Below are 20,927 nucleotides of genomic sequence, written 5' to 3' on the forward strand. Positions count from 1 at the left end.
GGTAGCCCGACTCCGGACGACAGTACCCGTCGGCTGCGACAACGGTGCACCCCGTGACGATGCGTGTCGTGTCCCGGACAGCCGGCCACGGCGGTGGTGGTGGTGACCGCTGCCGGACGCGAGCCGAACGACCGACCGGCACCGGGCCTCCCGGCCGACGCCCCGGACACGACGACGCCCGCGTCGCTCGGCGAGCGGACGCGGGCGTCGGTGACGGTCGGTCAGGAGGCGGCGAGCACCGACTCCAGGTGGGCCCGGCTCATCGTGCGGTACTCCTCGATGATCCCGGTGTCGGGGTTCGCCGGGTCGCGGTGCGCCCGGGCGAACACGGCGTGCGACGACTCGGCGAGGACCACCCAGGTGCGGGCGATCCGCTCGTCGAGCGGCAGCCCGAAACGGTCGTGCATGATCTGCCCGACGGCCCCGCCGAGCGCCCCCATGCGGTCCTCGGCGTCGCCGGTGCCGGTGTCCGCGGCGTCACCGAAGCGGATCGCCCGGAAGCCCGGCTCGGTGCGGTACATCTCGTCGGTGGCGCGGATGAGCGCGTCGCAGCCCTGCTGCCAGGTCTCCGCGCCGCTGGCGTCGAGCGCCTCGACGAAGCGCGACGCCAGGCGCTGCGTGCAGCGGATCGCGAGCGCCTCGACGACGGCGATGCGGTCCGGGAAGTACCGGTAGACGGTACCGATGGACGCCCCCGCCCGTTCGGCCACCATCGCGGTCGTGAGCCGCTCGAACCCGATCTCGTCGATCACCGCGGCGGCGGCGTCGAGGAGACCCGCGAGGCGCGCCGAACTGCGGGCTTGGACCGGCTCGTTCCTGAGCAGTGATGATCCCCCCGGCAGAGCGTTCGTTACCTCGGTGACGAGCACGTGTTCTCCTCTTGCGCTCCAGCGCGGTCGGTTTGGTCTGACGGTGACAACCTTCGCAGAGACCGGCTGGAACGTGGCTGCGACTCACCAGATCGCGATGAGCGTCTTCGTGGACTTCGACTGCCCACATGGTTTGATGGGGCCATGCCCGACCCGACGCACCACGAGCCGTCGCTGGCCGAGCCCCTCCTGCACCGAGCCGCCCGCATCGAGGACGCCGTCCAGGAGTTCCGCGAGCAACGCGCGCGGCGCCGCGGCCTCGTGCCGACGGTCGTCCCGTACACCGGGTACGGCGCCCCCGGGTGGGTTCGGATCCTCTGCCGCGTGCTGCTGACGCGACGCGGCCTGGCGTCCGACGTGTCCTACTCCGGGGTGCGCGGGTGGCGCAGCTTCACGAGCGTCGCCGTCGACCACACCGAGGTGACCGTCAGTGCCGGCGGGGTGTCGCACACCGTCGAGACCGACCGCGGCGGCGTCGTCGACACGATCGTGCCGCTCGACCTCGAGCCGGGGTGGCGCACCGTCCGGCTGTCGGCCGGCGGCGGGCGGAGCGTCGAGGCGGACGTCTTCGTCGTGCACCCGGACACCCGGTTCGGCCTGCTCTCGGACATCGACGACACGGTCATGGTGACCTCGCTCCCCCGGCCGATGCTCGCGGCGTGGAACTCCTTCGTGCTCACCGAGCACGCCCGCCGCCCGGTGCCGGGCATGTCGGTGCTCTACGAACGCGTGCTCGCGCAGCACCCGGGGTCGCCGACCGTCTACCTGTCCACCGGCGCCTGGAACGTCGCGCCGACCCTGAAGCGCTTCCTGACGCGGAACATGTACCCGTCGGGCACGCTGCTGCTCACCGACTGGGGCCCCACCCACGACCGGTTCTTCCGCAGCGGGCAGCTGCACAAGCAGGAGAACCTGCGGCGGCTCGCCCAGGACTTCCCGGACGTGCGGTGGCTGCTCGTCGGCGACGACGGCCAGCACGACGAGTCGCTGTACGGCGACTTCGCCCGCGAGCACCCGGACAACGTCGCCGGGGTCGCCATCCGCCAGCTGTCCACGAGCGAGGCGGTGCTCGCCGGCGGTCGCTCCCGGGCGCAGGAACGCTCCCGCGACTCGTCGGCGCCGTGGGTCTACGCACCGGACGGCTCCGGCCTCTGGCGCGAGCTGACCCGGGTCGGTCTGGCCGAGCCGGACGCCGCCGACCACGTCTGAACGACCCCTCAGCGAGACCGGCGGCGCTCCGGCCCGGGTGTGGTTCGATCAGGGCATGAGCAACGGCGCACCGGCAGCCCGCATCGAGGACCACGCGGTCATCGGGGACACCTCGACCGCAGCGCTCGTCACCCGGGACGGCACGGTCGACTGGCTCTGCCTGCCCCGCTTCGACAGCACCGCGACCTTCGCCGCGCTGCTCGGCGACGCCGACCACGGACAGTGGAGCCTGCGCCCCACCGACCCCGCTGCGACGGCCAAGCGCCGGTACCACGGCGAGACGCTCGTGCTCTCGACGGTCTGGACGACGGCGGACGGCGTGGTCGAGGTCACCGACTTCATGCCGGTCGGTGCCCACCGGCCCTCGCTCGTCCGCCGGGTGCGTGGGCTGCGCGGCAGCGTCGAGGTCGAGCAGGTGCTGCGCATCCGCTTCGACTACGCCCTGGCGCTGCCGTGGGTGCGCCAGGTCGGCGGCGACGACGACCCGGCCCTGCTCGCGACCGCCGGCCCCGGGTCCGTCGTCGTCCGCGGCGTCCGCTTCCGCGCGTCCGACCACCGGCACACCGCCACGACGACCGTGCACGACGGCGAGGTGCTCGACACCGTCCTCACCTGGTACCCGTCGTACCGCGACGCCCCGGAACCCGTCAACGTGGACGCGGCGCTCGCGCACACGGTCGACTGGTGGACGGACTGGATGGCGACCGCGCACACCGAGGGGCGCCACGCGGCCGCGACGCGACGGTCGCTGCTCTTCCTGCGCGCGATGACCCACGGCGACACCGGCGGCGTCGTCGCCGCGGCGACCACCAGCCTGCCCGAGGACCCGGGCGGCGAACGGAACTGGGACTACCGCTACGTCTGGCTCCGCGACGCCTCGCTCGCCCTCGCCTCGCTCATCGCGCACGGCTACCGCGACGAGGCCGAGCACTGGCGCGGCTGGCTCCTCCGCGCCGTCGCCGGCGACCCCGCCGACGTGCAGATCATGTACGGCATCGCCGGCGAGCGGGAACTGCCCGAACGCGAGCTCGCGCACCTGCCCGGTTACGCCGACTCGAAGCCGGTCCGCGTCGGCAACGGCGCCTCGACGCAGTACCAGGGCGACGTCTTCGGCGAGGTGCTCGCCGCGCTGCACGACGCCCGCGAACTCGGCGTCGAGGAGAGCGCGGACTCCTGGGCACTGCAGCGCGCCCTGCTCGGCTACGTCGAGGAGCACTGGCAGGAGCCCGACAACGGCATCTGGGAGATGCGGGGGCCCCGCCGACACTTCACGCACTCCCGGGCGATGATCTGGGCCGCGTTCGACCGCGGGGTGGCCGCCGTCGAGGAGTTCGGCCTCGACGGCCCCGTCGAGCGCTGGCGCACCCTGCGCGAGACCGTCCGCGCCGAGATCGAGGAGCACGGCTGGAACGCCGCGCGGGGGTCCTACCGACAGCACTACGACACCGACGAGGTCGACGCCAGCCTGCTCGTCCTGCCCCAGATCGGCTTCTGCGCCGCGGACGACCCCCGCATGACCGGCACCGTCCGGGCGATCGAGGAGGACCTGCGCGTCGGCGACGACGGACTCGTCCTGCGCTACCGGACCACCGCCGGCTTCGACGGCCTCACGGGCACCGAGCACCCGTTCCTGGCGTGCTCGTTCTGGCTCGTCGAGCAGTACGCCGGCTCCGGACGCCTCGACGACGCCGAACGCCTGATGGACGTGCTCGTCGGCTACGCGAACGACGTCGGCATGCTCTCCGAGGAGATCGACGTCGCCACCGGCCACCACATCGGCAACACCCCGCAGGTGCTGTCCCACCTGACCCTGGTGTCGGCGGCCGACGCGATCTCACGCGCCAGGGGCGGCACGACCGGGCACCGGACCCGCACGGCCTCGCGCAGCGGGGGCACCCGCTCCTGGACGGGCCTGGGCAACCGCGCCGGCTCCCCCGGGTGAGGTGCGCGGTGCGGGCGCTTTGCGGGCGCCGGGGGCTGTTCCGCGCGTAGGAGGTCGTTCCGCGCGTAGGAGGTCGTTCCGCGCGTAGGCAGCATGTTCTTCCTGCTGCCTACGCGCGGAAGTGCTTCCTACGTCACGTGCGATGGGACAGAACGCGCAGGGGACATCGGCGGCGGGTGCCTCGCGAGGGCGGCCGTTCCGCGCGGAGAAGGCCGTTCCGCGCATAGGCAGCATGTTCTTCCTGCCACCCACGCGCGAAAGTGCTTCCCACACCACGTGCGATGGGACGGAACGCGCGAGGAGCATCGGCGCGAGTGCTTCGCGTTGGCAGCTGATCTGCGCTGAGGAGGACATTCCGCGCATGAGCAGCACGTTCTTCCTGCCGCCTACGCGCGAAAGCGCTTCCCACACCACATGCCATGGGACGGAACGCGCGAGGGACATCGGCGGCGAGTGCTTCGTGGGGGCAGTCGTCCCACGCGAAGGAAGACGCCTCGCCAGCAGATTCTTCCGGCCAGCCACGCGCGGGAGTGTGTCCCGGGCCCCGCGCGACGGGGCGGCACGCACGCCCGCGCTGACTGGACGCCACGCACCGACAGACGGACGGGAGGCACGGTGCCGACCGGCACCGTGCCTCCCGTCCGTCAGGTGCGCCCGTTCAGGGCGCGACGGGCGCGTCCGTCAGGACGACGACTCCCAGTCCGCGGGGCCGCGGGAGCCGGCGCGGTACTCCTCGAGCGGGACCTCGTCGGCCTTCCAGGCCTTCACCACGGGCTCGACGATCTCCCAGCAGCGCTCGGCCACGTCGCCGCGGATCGAGAGCAGCGGGTCGTCGTGGAAGATCCCGTTGAGGACCTCGCCGTAGGGGGTGAGCTCGCCGTCCGCGAAGGACGACGACAGGGTGACCTGGCCCATCTCGAACGGGTTGCCGCCGCCGTTCGCCGAGACGGTGAGCTCGATCTCGTCCGGGTTGAGGACGATGCGGAGCGTGTCGCTCTTCGGCCGGCCGGACAGGCCGGAGGGCAGGCGGGTGACCGGCTTGAAGGTGATGAGGACCTCCTTGCGGCTGGCGCCGAGCGCCTTGCCGGAGCGGAGGGTGAAGGGGACGCCCTTCCAGCGGGCGGTGTCCACCTCGACGGAGATCTCGGCGAGGGTCTCGGTCTGGCGCGACGGGTCGACGCCGTCCTCCTGCTGGTACGAGGGCAGGTCCTTGCCGTCGATCGTGCCGGCGGTGTACACCGCACGGCGGGAGGCGACCTTCGCGTCATCGCCCTTCAGGCGGGTGGAGCGGAGGGCGCGTGCGAGCGACGAGCGGAACTCGACGGCGTCGATCGCGGCCGGGGCGTCCATCGTGACGAGGCCGAGGATCTGCAGCAGGTGCGACTGGATCATGTCGACCATCGCGCCGGCTTCGTCGTAGTACTGGGCGCGGTTCTCGAGGCCGAGGGTCTCGTCGTAGAAGACGTCGACCTTCTCGATGTTCTCGGCGTTCCAGATCGGCTCGAGCAGGCGGTTCGCGAAGCGCAGACCGATGATGTTGAGGACCGTGGTGCGGCCGAGGAAGTGGTCGGTGCGGTGCACGCGCTCCTCGGGGACGAGCTTGAGCACCGTCTCGTTGAGGGCGCGGGCGCTGTCGACGTCGGTGCCGAAGGGCTTCTCGAACGCCAGGGTCGTGCCCTCGGGGAGCTCGACCTGCTGCAGCGCCTCGCAGATGTCGGAGGCGATCTGCGGCGGGAGCGCGAAGTAGAGGATGGGCTCGGCGTCGGCGGCGTCGAGCAGTGCCTTGAGGTGCTCCGGGTCGGTGGGGTCGCCCTGGATGAAGCTCGTCGACTCGAGGGTCGCGTCGACCTCCGGGCCCTTGACGTCCTGCGACGCGAAGGACTTCGTGACGACGTCCTTCCACTGCTCCTCGCTGCGGGCGCTGCGGCCCGTGCCGATGAGCTGGACGGGAACCGCTCGACCGCTCTGCAGGAACGTGCCGAGGCCCGGCAGCAGCAGGCGGGAGGCGAGGTCGCCCGTCGCGCCGAAGATGATGAGGGTGCGCTTGTCAGTCACCTGAGGTGACTCCTTTCGCTGTGGTTGGAGGTCCGTTCCAGTCAAGCCCCGGGCGGGCCGCTTTGTTCCGGATCGGACCGGAGGTCGTCGCCGCGACGCGCCCCGGACACGACTCGGGCGGCACCGGAAGGTGCCGCCCGAGGGTGTCAGGTGCGCTGCAGCGCGGGGTCAGTGCCCGAAGTTGCCGCGGTAGTACTCGTAGACCCAGCCGACGAGCGTGACCGCCACGAGGGCGAGACCGATCGGCACGATCCAGAGGCCGGCTGCGACACCGAGGAAGCAGACCGCGACAGCGGCAGCCAGCAGGATGGGCCACCACGACCAGGGGCTGAAGTGCCCGAGCTCGGCGTCGCCGTCCTCGATGTTCGCGTCGGGGCGGTCCTCCGGCAGGACGCCGCCCTGCGACGACATGACCCTGCCGAGGTAGAAGGCGATGAACGCCGACATGATGCCGGTGAGGCCGATCGCGACGGTGCCGACCCACTCCGGGTGACCGTAGTAGAGCATCGCCCAAATCGTGTAGGCGGCGTCCGCCAGGATGAAGAACCCGAAGAGGATCCAGAACAGGTTGGTGTTGGCGCGCATCGCCTTACTTCACCTCGCCCTTCGCGGCGTCGTAGGTCGGGGCATCCGGGGCGTCCTTGGCGGGACCGACACCGATCGGCACACCTGCCTCCGGGTGGTTCAGGTCGAACGCCGGGGACTCCGAACGGATGCGCGGGATCGACGTGAAGTTGTGGCGGGGCGGCGGGCAGGAGGTCGCCCACTCGAGCGAGCGGCCGTAGCCCCACGGGTCGTTCACGGCCACCTTCGGAGCGTTCCGAGCGGTCACGTAGACGTTGAAGATGAACGGCAGGAACGAGACCGCGAGGATCATCGAGCCGATCGTCGACAGCTGGTTCATCCAGGTGAAGCCGTCGTTCGGCAGGTACGTCGCGTAGCGACGCGGCATGCCGATGACGCCCAGCCAGTGCTGGATGAGGAACGTGGTGTGGAAGCCGATGAACAGCAGCCAGAAGTGGATCTTGCCGAGGCGCTCGTTGAGCATCTTGCCGGTCCACTTCGGCCACCAGAAGTAGAAGCCGGAGAACATCGCGAACACGACGGTGCCGAAGACCACGTAGTGGAAGTGCGCGACGACGAAGTACGAGTCGGACACGTGGAAGTCCAGCGGCGGCGACGCCAGGATGACGCCGGTCAGACCACCGAAGGTGAAGGTGATCAGGAAGCCGAGGGCCCAGAGCAGCGGCGTCTCGAAGGTGACCGAACCGCGCCACATGGTGCCGACCCAGTTGAAGATCTTCACGCCGGTCGGGACCGCGATGAGCATCGTCATGAGCGAGAACCACGGGAGGAGCACGCCACCGGTGACGTACATGTGGTGCGCCCACACCGTGACGGACAGCGCCGCGATGGAGATGGTCGCGTAGACGAGGGTCTTGTACCCGAAGATCGGCTTGCGGCTGAAGACCGGGAAGACCTCGGAGACGATGCCGAAGAACGGCAGCGCGATGATGTAGACCTCGGGGTGCCCGAAGAACCAGAAGAGGTGCTGCCAGAGCAGGGCGCCGCCGTTGGCCGGGTTGAAGATCTGCGCGTTGAACACACGGTCGAGGCCGAGGCCGAACAGCGCGGTCGCGAGGACCGGGAAGGCCATCAGGACGAGGAGCGCCGTCACGAGGGTGTTCCAGGTGAAGATCGACATGCGGAACATGGTCAGACCCGGGGCACGCATCGTGATGATCGTGGTGATGAAGTTCACCGCGCCGAGGATCGTCGAGAAGCCGGTCATGCCGAGGCCGAAGACCCAGAGGGTGCCGCCGAGCCCTGGCGTGAACGTCGTGTCACTCAGTGGCGCGTACGCGAACCAACCGAAGGACGCGGCGCCCTGCGGGGTGAGGAAGCCGCCGACGGCGATGAGCGAGCCGAAGAGGTAGAGCCAGAAGGCGAAGCCGTTGAGTCGCGGGAAGGCGACGTCGGGGGCACCGATCTGCAGCGGCATGATCGCGTTCGCGAAGCCCGAGAACAGCGGCGTCGCGAACATCAGCAGCATGATCGTGCCGTGCATTGTGAAGAGCTGGTTGTACTGCTCCTTCGTCGCGACGACGTGCAGGCCGGGTTCGAAGAGCTGGGCACGGATGACCAGCGCCATGATGCCGGCGAGCAGGAAGAAGACGAACGAGGCGATCAGGTACATGTACCCGATGGTCTTGTGGTCGGTGGAGGTGATCCACCGGACGATGATGTTGCCCTTCCGCCCGACCTTCGACGCCTGGAAGTCCGGCGTCGAGGTCTGGGTCGGTCGGCCGACGAGTGACGTTGTCATCTGACGGGCCCCTACTTGTTCTCGGCGGACGCCTCGACCGGCGCCTTGTTGTTCGGTTCGTTCGTGTTGGTGTTGTACTCGTCGCCGAGCAGCCCGACCTTGCCCTGGTCACGGAGGGTCTGGAGGTAGGCGTTGTACTCGGTCGGCGACACGACCTTGACCTGGAAGAGCATCAGGGAGTGGTACTCGCCGCAGAGCTCGGCGCACTTGCCCTGGTAGGTGCCTTCCTTGGTCGGGATGAAGTACTCCCAGTTCGTCTTGCCGGGGAGCATGTCCTTCTTGTAGAGGAAGTCGATGATCCAGAAGGAGTGGTCGACGTCGCGCGAGGACAGCTCGATCGCGACCTTCTTGCCCTTCGGCAGGTAGAGGGTCGGCAGCTGCGACTCGTCGATCGCGCCCTTTCCGTCTTCTTCTTCCTGGGCCTGGATGCCCTGGTAGTAGACGCTCTCTTCGGGGTTCTGCTTGTCGATGTAGTTGAAGTCCCACGCCCAGCGCTTGCCGTACACGTGGACGGTGGCGTCGGGGTTCTCGAACGGCTTCTCGATGGCGGCCTGGTCCTTCGCGGTGAAGGCGAAGAAGCCGAGCACCAGGATGAGCGGCACGATCGTGTAGAAGATCTCGAGCGGCATGTTGTAGCGCATCTGCACGGGCAGGCCGGTCTGGCCCTTCCGGCGGCGGTACACGATGGCGGCCCAGATGATGAGCCCCCAGACGATGAGACCCACGGCGAGCAGGACGACCCAGCTCGTGGTCCACAGGCCGACGATGCGGCTCGTGTGGTTCGTGACGTCCGTCTTGCCCTCGGTGCCGGGGAGCCATCCGTTCAGCTGCTGCTGCGAGCAGCCAGCCAGTGCGATGACCAGACCGACGGCCACCGGGACGGCCGCCCAACGTATACGGCGATTCGAACGCACTGTTACCTCTCGGAAGAACGTGAGCCCGGGAGCGAGCCGGTCGACGGTGCGACAGCGGGGCTCCCAGCCTGATTGGAACACTCCTAGCTTACTCGCAGCTCGCCACCGCTCGCGCACACCCGACACGCTCCTCGCCGCGATCCGCACTCCCGCGACCCGTCACTCCCCCGTTCCCGGGCGCGCCCGGAGCGTCCTCCGGACGACGAAACGCGAGCAGGGAACGACCGTGACGGCCGTTCCCCGCTCGCGTGTCGGTTCGACGGGTGATCAGTGGAAGCTGTCACCGCACGCGCAGCTGCCCTGCGCGTTGGGGTTGTCGATCGTGAAGCCCTGCTTCTGGATCGTGTCCTCGAAGTCGATCGTCGCGCCGTCGAGGTACGGGACGCTCATCTTGTCGACGACGACCTCGACCCCGTCGAACTCGGCGGTGGTGTCCCCGTCGAGCAGGCGCTCGTCGAAGTAGAGCTGGTAGATCAGGCCCGAGCAGCCACCGGGCTGCACGGCGAGACGCAGGCGCAGGTCGTCGCGGCCCTCCTGCTCGAGGAGGCTCGCCACCTTGCCGGCCGCGGCGTCGCTCAGGAGCACGCCGTGCGACGGAGCCTCGGTCGCCGGTGCGTCAGGGGTGATGGTGTCGCTCATCGCGCGTCTCCCTCCGGGCGGTGCGGTTCACCGCGCCTGGCGTCGATTGTAAGCACCGTCAGCTGCGCGTCGCGAGCCTGGCGAGCAGGATCGCCTCGGACGCGATCGCGCGGTGCAGCACGCCGAGGTGCTGGGACTCGTTCGGGCTGTGCGCACGGGTGTCCGGGTCCTCGACACCGGTGACCAGGATCTGCGCCTCCGGGAACTCCGCCGCGAGGTCCGAGACGAACGGGATCGACCCGCCGATGCCCTGCTCGACCGCCTCGGCACCCCAGCCCTCCTGCATGGCGACCCGGGCCTCCTGGACGGCCCACCCGGCCGTGTCGACGAGGAAGCCGTCACCGGCGTCCGGCTCGCTGATCTCGAGCCGCGCACCGAACGGGACGTGCTCGCGCAGGTGCCGCTCGACGGCGGCGTGGGCGTCGGTGGCAGCCTGACCGGGCGCCACGCGCACGGAGACGCGGGCCGACACCGTCGGCAGGAGGGTGTTCGAGGCGTTCGCGACGCTCGGCACGTCCATGCCCGTCACCGTGATCGACGGCTGGAACCACATGCGGGACAGGACCTCGCCGGTGCCGATCGGCCGGACGCCCGCCACCAGGGCGGCGTCGACGGCGAGCTGGTCGTCGGTGCGCGAGGGGACGTCGGCCTCGTACGATGTGAGCCCCTCGACCGCCACCGAGCCGTCGTCGTCGTGCAGCGAGGCGAGCAGGCGGACCATCGGGATCATGGCGTCCGGAGCCGCTCCCCCGAACATGCCGCTGTGGCTCGCGTGCTCGAGGGTGGTGAGGGTCAGCTTGAAGGTCACGTTGCCGCGGAGCGAGACCGTGATCGACGGGACGTCGACCGACCAGTTGTCGCTGTCCGCCACGACGATGACGTCGGCGGCGAGGTGCTCCTTCTGCTCGCGCAGGAACGTGCGGAACGACCGGGAGCCGAACTCCTCCTCGCCCTCGACGAAGAGCACGACGCCGAGGTCGAGGTCGTCGCCGAACTGCGCGTGCAGGGCCCGGAGGGCGGCGACGTGCGTCATCACGCCCGCCTTGTCGTCCGATGCGCCGCGCCCGTACAGGCGGTCGCCGCGCAGGGTCGGCTCGAACGGCGGGGTCTCCCACAGCGCGTCGTCGCCCTGGGGCTGCACGTCGTGGTGCGCGTAGAGCATCACCGTGGGCTTGCCGTTCCGTGCCGGCCGCACCGCGAGGACCGCGGGCTGGCCGAGCTCCGCACCGGACGCCTCGGCGTCCGCCGTCGAGCCGTCGACGGCCGAGCGGACGATGCGCACCGCGTCGTCCGCGAAGACGCCCGTCGACCGCGCGAGGTCCGCGACGGCCTCGGCGCTCGCCTGCACGTTCGCCGGGTCGAACGCCGACCACGAGACCGACGGCAGCCGCACCAGCGCGGACAGGTCGGCGATCGTCACGGGCAGTGCGCCGTGCACCTGTTCGCGCAGGGCGTCGAGGAGCGCGGGGTCGGTCGCGGAGCTGTGCTGTTGGGTGTCGGTCATGCCCGGTAATCTAGAGGACGATCCAGCACGCACACCGCCGTTAGGAACGCACCGTGGCGAAGGCAGCCCCCAAGACCAACACGACCGTGAACCCGTCCGAGGGCGAACTCCTCGAGCAGGGCAAGGGTCGGCCGACGCCGTCCCGCCGCGAGCGTGAGGCCGCGAACCGCCGCCCCCTGGTCGGCAACACGCCGGTCGACAAGAAGGCCGCCCGCGCGCGCCTCAACTCGGAGCGCGAGCGCGCCCGGGTCGGCATGGCCAACGGCGAGGAGCGCTACCTGCCCGCGAAGGACCGCGGTGACCAGCGTCGCTTCCTGCGCAACTGGATCGACGCGCGCTGGAACCTCGGCGAGATCATGATGCCGGTGCTCGTGCTCTTCCTGATCGTCGGGTTCGCCGCCGCGCAGACGCCCCTGGCGTCCTACTCGCTGCTGCTCGTCTGGGCGTTCGTCGCGCTGTTCGTGCTCGACTGCGTGGTGCTCTGGCTCTCGATGCGCCGCAAGCTCGCGTCGAAGTTCGGCGAGGTGCAGCGCGGCACGTTCCTCTACATCCTGACCCGCACGTGGCAGCTGCGCTTCCTGCGCCTGCCGAAGCCGCAGGTCAAGCGGGGCGACTACCCCACGCTCTGACGACGTCGCGAAGCGCCTCCCGGCCGGTCCGGGGGGCGCTTCGTTGTTCCGGGGGGGGGCGTCGCGTGGAGTGTTTGGCATGCGGTGCGGGTGGGCGTCGCGTGGCGTGTGCGGGAGCCGGTGGGGGCGTCGCGGGCCGCGTGCGGCATCTGGTGAGCAGAAGATGTCGGGTCGACGGCCCCCACTCGACATCTTCTGCTCACGAAGCGCGCTGGCCGCGCGACACGGCCCTCAGCGCGGGCAAGAGCGCGGACGCGCGGGGCGCCCAGCGCGCGCCGTGACGGACGGGAGGCACGGCGCGGCGCCGCCACGGGCCTCCCGTCCGGTGGGCGGACGGGTCGACCACCGCAACGGGCGTCGCGCCCTACCTGCTGCACCGAGTGAGCAGAAGACGTCGGATGAGCTACCCCGACCCGACGTCTTCTGCTCACTCGGCGAACGCGCCGGGCCGCGCGAAGGCGCCGGACGCGATCCTCAGCGCGCGGCGCGGCGCAGCCGACGACGGCGCAGGTGGTTGATCCGGGCCGCCCAGGTCGGCCCCTCGTAGAGGAACGCCGTGTAGCCCTGCACGAGCGTCGCGCCGGCGTCGATGCGGTCCTGCACGTCCTGCTCGGTGGTGACGCCTCCGACCGCGACGACGCAGAAGTCGGCGGGGACGGCAGCACGGACGCGGCGCAGGACCTCGAGCGAGCGGGCGGCGATCGGCGCACCCGACAGGCCGCCGGCGCCCATGGCCTCGACCTGCTCCGTCGGGGTCGTCAGGCCGGTGCGCGCGATGGTGGTGTTGTTCGCGATCACCCCGGCGAGGCCGAGCTCGACCGCGAGGCCGGCGATGGCGTCGATCTGCTCGTCGGTCAGGTCGGGCGCGATCTTCACGAGCACCGGCACCGTGCCCGCGGCGTCGCGCACGGCGGTGAGCAGCGGGCGGAGCTGGTCGAGTTCCTGCAGGCCTCGCAGGCCGGGTGTGTTCGGCGAGCTGACGTTGACCGCCAGGTAGTCAGCGAAGGGCGCGAGGCGGCGGGCGGACTCGAGGTAGTCGTCGATCGCGTCCTCGACGGCGACGACCCGGCTCTTGCCGATGTTGACCCCGATGACCGGGCGGCCGGGGTTGCGCCGGGCCCGTTCGAGGTGGCGTGCCGCGGCGGCGGCGCCGTGGTTGTTGAAGCCCATCCGGTTGACGAGGGCGCGGTCGGCGATGAGCCGGAACAGGCGCGGTCGCTCGTTGCCGGGCTGCGGCTTCGCGGTGATGGTGCCCACCTCGACGTGGCCGAACCCGAGCACGCCGAGGCCGCCGATGCCCTTGGCGTCCTTGTCGAAGCCGGCGGCGAGGCCGAAGCGCGACGGGAAGTGGATCCCCATCGTCGTGATGCCGTCGGCGGCGGACGGGCGGCAGTACCGCTCCACGAGGCCGCCGACGAACGGCACGTGCGGCACCGTCTTGATCACGGCGAACGCGATGTGGTGGGCCCGCTCTGGGTCCATGTTCGCGAAGACGGACCGGAAGACGGCGGCGTACCCGTTCCGGACCAGGCGCTCCACGACGCCGTTCACGCGTCAGCGCCTGCGGCGGGAGCGACGGCGGCCGCGCCGGCCGCGTGGTGGTCGCGGCGGAGCTGACCGATGGCGTCCTCGAAGTCCTCGAGGGACTCGAACGCCTGGTAGACGCTCGCGAAACGCAGGTAGGCGACCTCGTCGAGCTCCCGCAGCGGCGCGAGGATCGCGAGCCCGATGTCGTTCGCGTCGATCTGGCTCGACCCCGACGACCGCACGGTCTCCTCGACGCGCTGGGCGAGGACCGCCAGGTCGCCGTCGGTGACGGGGCGCCCCTGGCAGGCCTTGCGCACACCGGAGACGATCTTGTCGCGGCTGAAGGGCTCGGTGACGCCGTTGCGCTTCACCACGTTGAGCGACGCGGTCTCGGTGGTCGAGAAGCGACGCCCGCAGTTCGGGCACTGGCGGCGTCGACGGATCGACGTACCGTCGTCGCTCGTTCGCGAGTCGACGACGCGGGAGTCCGGGTGGCGGCAGAAGGGGCAGAACATGTCGGTCCCAGGCTATCGGTTCGTGCGTTCCGTCACGGCGGCGCCGTGCGCGGGGAGCTGCTCCTCGGTCGAGAGCGCCACGATGTGGTCGGCGACCTCGCGCAGTGCGGCCGGTGTGTACCGCACGACCTGCTGCGGACGCAGGAACGTGGACGCCGAGAGCCCCGACCCGAAGCGCGCCTGCCCGCCCGTCGGCAGGACGTGGTTCGACCCGGCGAGGTAGTCGCCGAGGCTGACGGGCGTGCTCGGTCCGACGAAGACCGCGCCGGCCGCGTCGATGTCGGCCAGCACGGCGTCGTCGTCCGCGGTCTGGATCTCGAGGTGCTCCGGGCCGTACGCGTTGCTGACGGTCGCCGCGTCGGCGAGCGAGTCCACGAGGACGATCGCGGACTGCGGGCCGTCGAGCGCGGTCTGGAGGCGCGCGGCCGTCCCGAGCACCGCCGTGCGTTCCGGGATGGCTGCTTCCACCGCGTCGGCGAACGTCGCCGACGTCGTCACCAGCACACTGCCGGCCTGCTCGTCGTGCTCGGCCTGGCTGACGAGGTCCGCCGCGACGAACCCGGGGTCGGCGGTCTCGTCGGCGATGACGAGGATCTCGGTGGCGCCGGCCTCCGAGTCGATGCCGACGGTGCCGCGCACGATGCGCTTGGCAGCGGCGACGTAGTTGTTGCCGGGACCGGTGACGAGGTCGACCGGGTCGAGGCCGAGCTCGGCCACGCCGTACGCCAGCGCGCCGATCGCGCCGGCGCCGCCCATGGCGTAGACCTCGTCGATGCCGAGCAGCCCGGCGGCCGCGAGGATCGTCGGGTGCACCGCGCCGCCGTGCTCGCGCTGCGGCGGCGACACGAGGGCGATCGACCGGACACCGGCCACCTGCGCCGGCACGACGTTCATGACGACGCTCGACGGGTACACGGCCTTGCCGCCGGGCACGTACAGCCCGACGCGGCGCATCGGCTGCCAGCGCTGGTGCACCTCGGCGCCGTCGGCGAGCGTCGTGACCGCGGCTGCGGGCACCTGCGCGGCGCTCGCGGCCCGGACCCTGCGGATCGCCTCGTCGAGGGCTCCCCGCAGGGCGGGGGTCAGGCCGGCGACAGCAGCGGCGATGTCGGCGGCGGGGACCCGGACGTGCTCGGGGGCTCCCCCGTCGAAGCGCTCGGCCTGCTCGCGCAGCGCATCGGCGCCGCGCTCGCGCACGGCGTCCACGAGCTCACGCGCGGCGTCCACCGCGTGCGAGACGTCCCCGACGGCGCGGGGCATGAGGCGGAGGAGGTCGGCGCGGGCGGGGAGGCCACCGCGGAGGTCGATTCGCTGCATCATCAGGGGGCAAGCCTACCGAGGGCGCCCGGCGTCCCCCGGTAACGTGAGCGCCGATGAACTTCGAGAAGGCACGGCGCCTCGTGAGCGACCTCGTCCGGGTGAACGAGCGCTACGCCCGGGACGGCCACTACCGCAACGACGTCCGGGAACGACTGGGCCGCACGGTGTCCCGGGTGGACGTCCGCGTCGCCCGCCGTGAGCGCGACCGGGCACCGCTGACCGCACGACCGTTCGAGGGACTGGTCGAGACGAGCCTGGCGATCGCCGGCATCACCACCGTCGACCGCGCCCCCGAGGTGGTGCTCGTCGTCGACGAGCTGCGCGAGGGCGCCGCGTTCGCCGGTGTGCAGACCGCCATCGCGGTGGCGCTCGCCCTCGGCGGGCAGCTGGACCGGCCGGTGCGCGTCGTGATGGTGCGGTGGACGACGCCGGGCAACAGCGCCGCCGCGGCCGAGGCGCTCATCGCCGACCGGTTCCCCGAGTCCCGCGTCGAGGGCCGTCCCGGCGTCCGGGTCGTCCGCCGCGAGGACGTCCTCGACACCACGTTCGGCCGCGACGACGTCTGGATCGCGACGCACTGGAAGACCGCGCACCCGCTCGACGTCGCCGTCACCGCCGGGGTGGTCCCCCGCGAGCACGTCGTCTACCTGGTGCAGGACTACGAGCCCGGGTTCAGTCCGTGGTCGACGGAGTACGCCGTCGCCGCCTCGACCTACCGCGCCGGGTTCCGCATGCTCGTCAACTCGGAGCCCCTGCGCCGGTACCTCGCCGACGTGGAGGGGCTCGACGTCGGGAGCGACCAGACCTTCGCGCCGCACCTGGACCTCGACCTGCTCGAGCGCGTGGCAGCAGCGCGGCAGCACGAGGACGTCGTCCGGGTCCTGTTCTACGGCCGCCCGAGCAAGCACCGCAACCTGTTCCGTCTCGGGGTCGCCGCCCTGCGCGTGGCCGTGCAGGAGCTCGCGTCCGACGGCATCCGGGTCGAGTTCCACTCGGCGGGCGAGCAGCACGGCGACGTCGAACTCGACGGCGGACGCGGCGACGTGAAGCTCGTGTCGCACGGCACCATGCCGTGGGACGACTACTTCCGCTTCATCACGTCGACGAACGTCGTCCTCTCGCTGCAGCACAGCCCGCACCCGAGCCACCCGCCGTTCGACGGCGCGGTCTCGGGTGCCCGGGTCGTGACGAACGAGTTCCGCGGTACGCGCGGCGACCTGCACCCGAACCTCGCTGCGGTCCCCGCGGACGCCCGGTCCCTCGGCCTCGCCGTCGCGGACGCCGTCCGACGCGCCGCGGCCGACGGCCCCACCGGCTGGACCCCGCTCGCCGGGGACCGGCTCGGCGGACCGCTCGACGCGGCCGTCGCCGCCCTCGCCGCAGCCCTCACCCACGAGGAGACCGCCCGATGACCCGTCCCACCCTCGTCGTCGTGCCGATCTACGGCGACCTCGAGTCGCTGCTGCGGTGCGTCGACGGCCTCCTCGAGCACCTCGACACCGGTGTGCACCGGGTGCTGCTGCTCAACGACTGCGGGCCGGACGCGGACACCATCGAGCGTGCCGTGCTCGAGCGCGTCGCCGGACACGCCGGCTTCCGGTACGAGCGCAACGAGCGCAACCTCGGCTTCGTCGGCACCTGCAACCGCGCCGTGCTCGAGCTCGACACCGGCGCCGAGGACGAGGCGGTGCTCCTGCTGAACAGCGACGCGGTGCCGACTGCGGGCTTCCTCGACGCGATGCTCGAGGTGCTCGACGAGGACCGCACCGGCGTCGTCACCGCACGGAGCGACAACGCGACGATCGCGAGCATCCCCTACCGGCTGACGAACCGCGGGGCCGCTCGCACCGAGGCCCGTACCCGCGAGGTCTGGGCCGAGATCGCGCCACTGCTGCCCCGTTCGCAGGTGATGCCCGTCGCGATGGGCTTCTGCTTCCTCACCCGCCGGTCGCTCGTCACCGAGCACGGCCTGTTCGACGAGGCCTTCGCGCCCGGCTACGGCGAGGAGAACGACTACTGCCTGCGCATCGCCGCGCACGGCTGGCTGGCGAAGATCGCGAACCGCGCGCTCGTCCTGCACGCCGGCGGCAAGAGCTTCTCGGGCAACCGGAACGCGCTCCGAGCGGCGCACCAGCGGGAGCTCGAGCGTCGGTACCCGTTCCTGCCCGACGCCGTCGCCGCTTACCAGCGGCACGGCACGACGGCCACGGAGCGGTTCGCCGACGTGCTCGTGCCGGCCGGTCCGGCAGCGCGGCTGGCGGTCGACCTGCGGTACGTCGACGACGCCGCGGCGTGGGTTCGGCAGGTCGACCTCGCGTTCGGTGACGGCTTCGCGGTGGAGGCCCGGCTCCCCGCCGGTACGTCGGCCCCTGCCACGTGGACGGTCACGGCCGACGACCCGGACCCGGACGACCTCGTGACGCTGACGATCATGGTGGACCCGTCGCCGGCGGCGCTCGTCCTGGCGAACCGCCGCGCCCTGCACTGGGTGATCGTGCGCACGGACACCCCGAGTGCTCCGTGGTCGTCCCGCGTGCACCGCACCGGCGGCGACGTCTTGGCGGCGCTCGTCGACCGCTTCGCCGAGGTCACCGGGATCGACGAGCTCGAGTCGGCGCGCGAAGGCGTCGAGAACAGCCTGATGGCCCCCGTCGACGGCATCGCGGCCGCACTCGAAGCGCGTCGGGCGGCGATGCTGCCCTTCGACCTGGTCGCCGCCGACAGCGCCGCCGCCGGCACCGCCGACGAGGTCGCCCGGCTGCGGAGGGAGCTCGACGACCTGCGGGCCAGCCGCTCGTTCCGCACCGGCAACGCGATCGCCAAGGTCGCCGCGCGGCTGCCGGGGCGTCGCTGATGGCCGAGAACGGGGGGCTCGGCCGGGTCGCACGGCGACTCGCCCGCGGACTCCGCGGCCCCGAGAAGCCCCTGACCGTCACCGATCGGCTGGACCGCTGGGCGCGCCGCATCGCCGAGTTCGGGATCACCGACCGCGCGTACCTCGAGGCGCAGACCGGCCGCACGTTCGCGAGCGACGACGAGGCGATCGCCTTCTACGTGCACAACGACGGCCGGCGCGGGCTCTCCCTGAGCCCGCTGGTCGAGCACGAGTGGATGCGCGAGCACCAGCCCGTGCCGACGATGTCCTGGTACGACGCCCTGCACCAGGAGGGCCCCGAGCTCTTCCAGACCGGCCCCCTGTTCGACGCCGGTGTGTACGCCGCCTCGTTGCCGGAGGCTGACCGCCCGTCGTCCACCCTTGACGCGCTCCGCCACTTCCTGCGGAACGTGACGGACACGACCACGCTCCCCGCGCCTCCCGGCCGACGCGGCCCGGCACCCACCTGGGGCGCCGCGCGCGACTCAGCCGTCTCGGCGGCCCGCGCGTTCGCCGAGGCGCAGCACCGCACCCGGCGCCGCTACCGGACGACCTGGGACGGCCCCGACGCCACCGAGGTCCTCGCCCGCACGCCGCGCGGCGCGGCGCGACGTGCCGCCGAGCAGCCCCTCGTGTCGGTCGTGATTACGGTGCACCGTCGAGCCGACGTCGTCGGCGCGGCCATCGACTCCGTCCGCGCGCAGGAGCACACCACCTGGGAGCTGCTCGTCGTCGACGACGGGTCCGGGGACGACACCGTCGACGTCGTCCGGCGCCGAGCCGAGGGCGACCCCCGGATCCGGCTGCTCGAGCGCGAGAACGGCGGCGCCGGCGCTGCCCGGAACACCGGGCTCGCCGCCGTCCGCGGCGACTTCGTCGCGTTCCTCGACGCCGACAACACCTGGCGCCCCGCGCACCTGTCCGCCGCCCTCGCCGTCCTGCTCGAGACCGGCGGCCCCGGCGTGCACACCGGCGTGCGCATGATCGGCGCGAACAACGCCGACGACTCCACCGCGCCGGTCGAGACGTACCGCGGCGAGGACGGCACGTTCGCGGACCTGCTCGCCGGCAACTTCATCGACCTCAACGCCCTGGTCGTGCGCCGGGACGTCGCCGCGGCGGTCGGTCCCTTCGACGAGACCCTCCGGCGCTGGATCGACTGGGAGTGGCTGCTCCGCATCGGTGCCCGCTTCGGTGTGCCCGCGTACGTGCCGGTGATCGGTGTCGACTACGACAACGTCCGCGATCCGCGACGGGTGTCGTCCGCGCAGCCCGCGTCGTGGCAGGAGGTCGCACTCGCGCGCCACCGCATCGACTGGGACGCACTCGCCGGGGCGGCACCGGACCGCGACGCCGACCTCGTGTCGGTCGTCATGCCCGTGTTCCGCGACTGGACAATGACCCGCCGTGCCGTCGACGCCGTGCTGAGCGCGGCCGACCACGACGGCGACCACGTCGAGGTCGTCGTCGTCGACAACGGATCGCCGCGCTCCGTCAGCGCCGTGCTCGGCACGTGGTTCGGCGACGAGCCGCGGGTGGTCCTGCAGCGCGAGGACCGGAACCGGAACTTCGGGCTCGGCAGCGACCTCGGACTGGCACGCTCGACCGGCGCGACCGTCGTCATGCTCAACAACGACACCGAGGTGACCACCGGCTGGCTCCGCCCGCTCGTCGCCGCGCTCGCCGACCCGACCGTCCTCGGCACGCAGCCGCTGCTCGTCTACCCGGACGGCGTCGTGCAGGCCGCCGGCACCGTCTTCGGCGGCGACAAGGTGCTGCCGTGGCACTTCCTCGGCGACCACCCCCGGTACGACGCATCGCGGGCGTTCGCCGACCCGTCGGCCCGCCGCTTCTCGGCGATCACCGCAGCTGCAGCCGCCTTCCGCGCCGCCGACCTGATCCGCTGGCACGGGTTCGACCCGGTGTACGCCAACGGGCTCGAGGACGTCGACCTCTGCCTCCGCGCCCTGGCGTCGTCCCCGACCGGCTCGTCGTTCGCCGTCGTGCCGTCCTCCGTGGTCGTCCACCACGAGAGCCGCTCCCCCGGACGCGACGACGCACGGATCGACAACCGGCGCGTCTTCGACGAACGCTGGCGCGGACGCTACCCCGACGCCGACGCCGCCCCGCGGTACGAGGCGGCAGGCCTGCGCTGGCTCGGCGTCGAGCCGGGGCTGCCGAAGGGGCACGCCGTCATGGTGCGGTCCTCGCGGCCCCTCGTCGTCCGCGACCACCGGGAAGCGGCCGGCGCGGCGCTGCGGATCGCGGTGAAGCACGACGGCTCCCGCAGCGACGACGTGACCGCGCTCTTCGGCCGGCTCGCAGCAGCCGGGCACGACGTGCAGGTGGACGTGCCGACGTCCTGGTACCGGGGATCGGCGTCGCTCGACGATGTCACGGTCCTGGTAGGCGGCCCCGGCGACGGACCGGTGTGGGTGCCGCAACCCGGCGCCCGCAACGTCGTGTGGCTCGCTGCGGGGCAGATCGCCACCGAGCAGGACTTCGCCGCCGTGGTGTCCGGCTCCGCGGACCGGGTCATCGAGGCGCTCGGAGGGTCCTGACGCGAGTCTCGCTCGCCTCCGAGGCGGGTTCTTCGGGATCGT

General features: G+C 71.8%; 16 protein-coding genes. 6 read left to right on the forward strand and 10 right to left on the reverse strand.

Annotated elements, in window-relative coordinates; all coding sequences use genetic code 11:
• Nucleotides 1-221 precede the first annotated feature (221 nt).
• Nucleotides 222-752, reverse strand: coding sequence for a TetR/AcrR family transcriptional regulator (locus BIU97_RS07070; RefSeq protein ID WP_254782933.1), 531 nt, complete (start codon nt 750-752; stop codon nt 222-224).
• Between the two features lie 261 nt (nt 753-1,013).
• Here BIU97_RS07070 and BIU97_RS07075 point away from each other — a divergent pair, with 261 nt between their 5' ends.
• The gene (locus BIU97_RS07075) at nt 1,014-2,078 is read left to right on the forward strand and encodes an App1 family protein (RefSeq protein ID WP_071297300.1); all 1,065 of its coding nucleotides are present in this window, start codon (nt 1,014-1,016) and stop codon (nt 2,076-2,078) included.
• A 55-nt stretch (nt 2,079-2,133) separates the two neighbouring features.
• Nucleotides 2,134-4,020: a glycoside hydrolase family 15 protein gene (locus tag BIU97_RS07080; protein ID WP_071297392.1), complete on the forward strand. Its 1,887-nt coding sequence runs from the start codon at nt 2,134-2,136 to the stop codon at nt 4,018-4,020.
• A 681-nt stretch (nt 4,021-4,701) separates the two neighbouring features.
• Here the strand turns inward: BIU97_RS07080 and BIU97_RS07085 are convergent.
• From BIU97_RS07085 to BIU97_RS07110, 6 genes are all read right to left on the reverse strand, one after another.
• Nucleotides 4,702-6,075: a glucose-6-phosphate dehydrogenase gene (locus BIU97_RS07085; RefSeq protein ID WP_071254602.1), complete on the reverse strand. Its 1,374-nt coding sequence runs from the start codon at nt 6,073-6,075 to the stop codon at nt 4,702-4,704.
• A 168-nt stretch (nt 6,076-6,243) separates the two neighbouring features.
• The gene (locus BIU97_RS07090; RefSeq protein WP_071254599.1) at nt 6,244-6,660 is read right to left on the reverse strand and encodes a cytochrome c oxidase subunit 4; all 417 of its coding nucleotides are present in this window, start codon (nt 6,658-6,660) and stop codon (nt 6,244-6,246) included.
• Between the two features lie 4 nt (nt 6,661-6,664).
• Entirely contained in the window at nt 6,665-8,401 is a 1,737-nt protein-coding gene (ctaD, locus tag BIU97_RS07095; RefSeq protein WP_071254598.1) for an aa3-type cytochrome oxidase subunit I, read from the reverse strand.
• Between the two features lie 11 nt (nt 8,402-8,412).
• On the reverse strand, nt 8,413-9,315 hold the full coding sequence (gene ctaC / locus BIU97_RS07100) for an aa3-type cytochrome oxidase subunit II (RefSeq protein WP_071297301.1): 903 nt from the start codon (nt 9,313-9,315) through the stop codon (nt 8,413-8,415).
• 267 nt (nt 9,316-9,582) lie between these two features.
• Entirely contained in the window at nt 9,583-9,954 is a 372-nt protein-coding gene (locus BIU97_RS07105) for a HesB/IscA family protein (protein WP_071254593.1), read from the reverse strand.
• A 58-nt stretch (nt 9,955-10,012) separates the two neighbouring features.
• Nucleotides 10,013-11,458, reverse strand: a complete 1,446-nt coding sequence (locus BIU97_RS07110) for a dipeptidase (RefSeq protein ID WP_071254591.1) — start codon at nt 11,456-11,458, stop codon at nt 10,013-10,015.
• A 53-nt stretch (nt 11,459-11,511) separates the two neighbouring features.
• Between BIU97_RS07110 and BIU97_RS07115 the strand changes: the two genes are divergently transcribed.
• Entirely contained in the window at nt 11,512-12,087 is a 576-nt protein-coding gene (locus tag BIU97_RS07115) for a DUF3043 domain-containing protein (protein WP_083404580.1), read from the forward strand.
• A gap of 474 nt (nt 12,088-12,561) precedes the next feature.
• Here BIU97_RS07115 and BIU97_RS07120 read toward each other — a convergent pair whose 3' ends face one another.
• Genes BIU97_RS07120 through hisD form a run of 3 tightly spaced genes read right to left on the reverse strand, consistent with a single transcriptional unit; the run spans nt 12,562 to nt 15,449 of the window.
• Nucleotides 12,562-13,638, reverse strand: coding sequence for a quinone-dependent dihydroorotate dehydrogenase (locus BIU97_RS07120; protein ID WP_083404579.1), 1,077 nt, complete (start codon nt 13,636-13,638; stop codon nt 12,562-12,564).
• Nucleotides 13,635-14,129 (reverse strand): transcriptional regulator NrdR, encoded by a 495-nt coding sequence (nrdR, locus tag BIU97_RS07125; RefSeq protein WP_071297302.1) that lies wholly within the window; start codon nt 14,127-14,129, stop codon nt 13,635-13,637. Before nrdR ends, BIU97_RS07120 begins: the two co-directional genes overlap by 4 nt.
• 12 nt (nt 14,130-14,141) lie before the next feature.
• Nucleotides 14,142-15,449, reverse strand: coding sequence for a histidinol dehydrogenase (hisD, locus tag BIU97_RS07130; protein WP_071297303.1), 1,308 nt, complete (start codon nt 15,447-15,449; stop codon nt 14,142-14,144).
• A gap of 53 nt (nt 15,450-15,502) precedes the next feature.
• Here hisD and BIU97_RS07135 point away from each other — a divergent pair, with 53 nt between their 5' ends.
• From BIU97_RS07135 to BIU97_RS07145, 3 genes are read left to right on the forward strand one after another with little or no spacing between them, the layout of a single operon-like run.
• Complete coding sequence (locus BIU97_RS07135) at nt 15,503-16,861, forward strand: rhamnosyltransferase WsaF family glycosyltransferase (protein WP_071254585.1); 1,359 nt, start codon at nt 15,503-15,505, stop codon at nt 16,859-16,861.
• On the forward strand, nt 16,858-18,303 hold the full coding sequence (locus tag BIU97_RS07140; protein ID WP_071254583.1) for a glycosyltransferase family 2 protein: 1,446 nt from the start codon (nt 16,858-16,860) through the stop codon (nt 18,301-18,303). The genes BIU97_RS07135 and BIU97_RS07140 overlap by 4 nt, the downstream gene beginning before the upstream one ends.
• Nucleotides 18,303-20,885 (forward strand): glycosyltransferase family 2 protein, encoded by a 2,583-nt coding sequence (locus BIU97_RS07145; protein ID WP_071297304.1) that lies wholly within the window; start codon nt 18,303-18,305, stop codon nt 20,883-20,885. Before BIU97_RS07140 ends, BIU97_RS07145 begins: the two co-directional genes overlap by 1 nt.
• Nucleotides 20,886-20,927: the final 42 nt, after the last annotated feature.

Source organism: Curtobacterium sp. MCBA15_009 (assembly GCF_001864895.1).
In the GTDB taxonomy this organism is placed as follows: Bacteria; Actinomycetota; Actinomycetes; order Actinomycetales; family Microbacteriaceae; genus Curtobacterium.

Excerpts from the sequence above, each read along its gene's own strand:
- BIU97_RS07075 (WP_071297300.1), top strand. The coding sequence starts at position 1,014 with ATGCCCGACCCGACGCACCACGAGCCGTCGCTGGCCGAGCCCCTCCTG.
- BIU97_RS07080 (WP_071297392.1), top strand. The coding sequence starts at position 2,134 with ATGAGCAACGGCGCACCGGCAGCCCGCATCGAGGACCACGCGGTCATC.
- BIU97_RS07090 (WP_071254599.1), bottom strand. The coding sequence starts at position 6,660 with ATGCGCGCCAACACCAACCTGTTCTGGATCCTCTTCGGGTTCTTCATC.
- ctaD (WP_071254598.1), bottom strand. The coding sequence starts at position 8,401 with ATGACAACGTCACTCGTCGGCCGACCGACCCAGACCTCGACGCCGGAC.
- BIU97_RS07105 (WP_071254593.1), bottom strand. The coding sequence starts at position 9,954 with ATGAGCGACACCATCACCCCTGACGCACCGGCGACCGAGGCTCCGTCG.
- BIU97_RS07110 (WP_071254591.1), bottom strand. The coding sequence starts at position 11,458 with ATGACCGACACCCAACAGCACAGCTCCGCGACCGACCCCGCGCTCCTC.
- nrdR (WP_071297302.1), bottom strand. The coding sequence starts at position 14,129 with ATGTTCTGCCCCTTCTGCCGCCACCCGGACTCCCGCGTCGTCGACTCG.
- hisD (WP_071297303.1), bottom strand. The coding sequence starts at position 15,449 with ATGATGCAGCGAATCGACCTCCGCGGTGGCCTCCCCGCCCGCGCCGAC.
- BIU97_RS07135 (WP_071254585.1), top strand. The coding sequence starts at position 15,503 with ATGAACTTCGAGAAGGCACGGCGCCTCGTGAGCGACCTCGTCCGGGTG.
- BIU97_RS07140 (WP_071254583.1), top strand. The coding sequence starts at position 16,858 with ATGACCCGTCCCACCCTCGTCGTCGTGCCGATCTACGGCGACCTCGAG.
- BIU97_RS07145 (WP_071297304.1), top strand. The coding sequence starts at position 18,303 with ATGGCCGAGAACGGGGGGCTCGGCCGGGTCGCACGGCGACTCGCCCGC.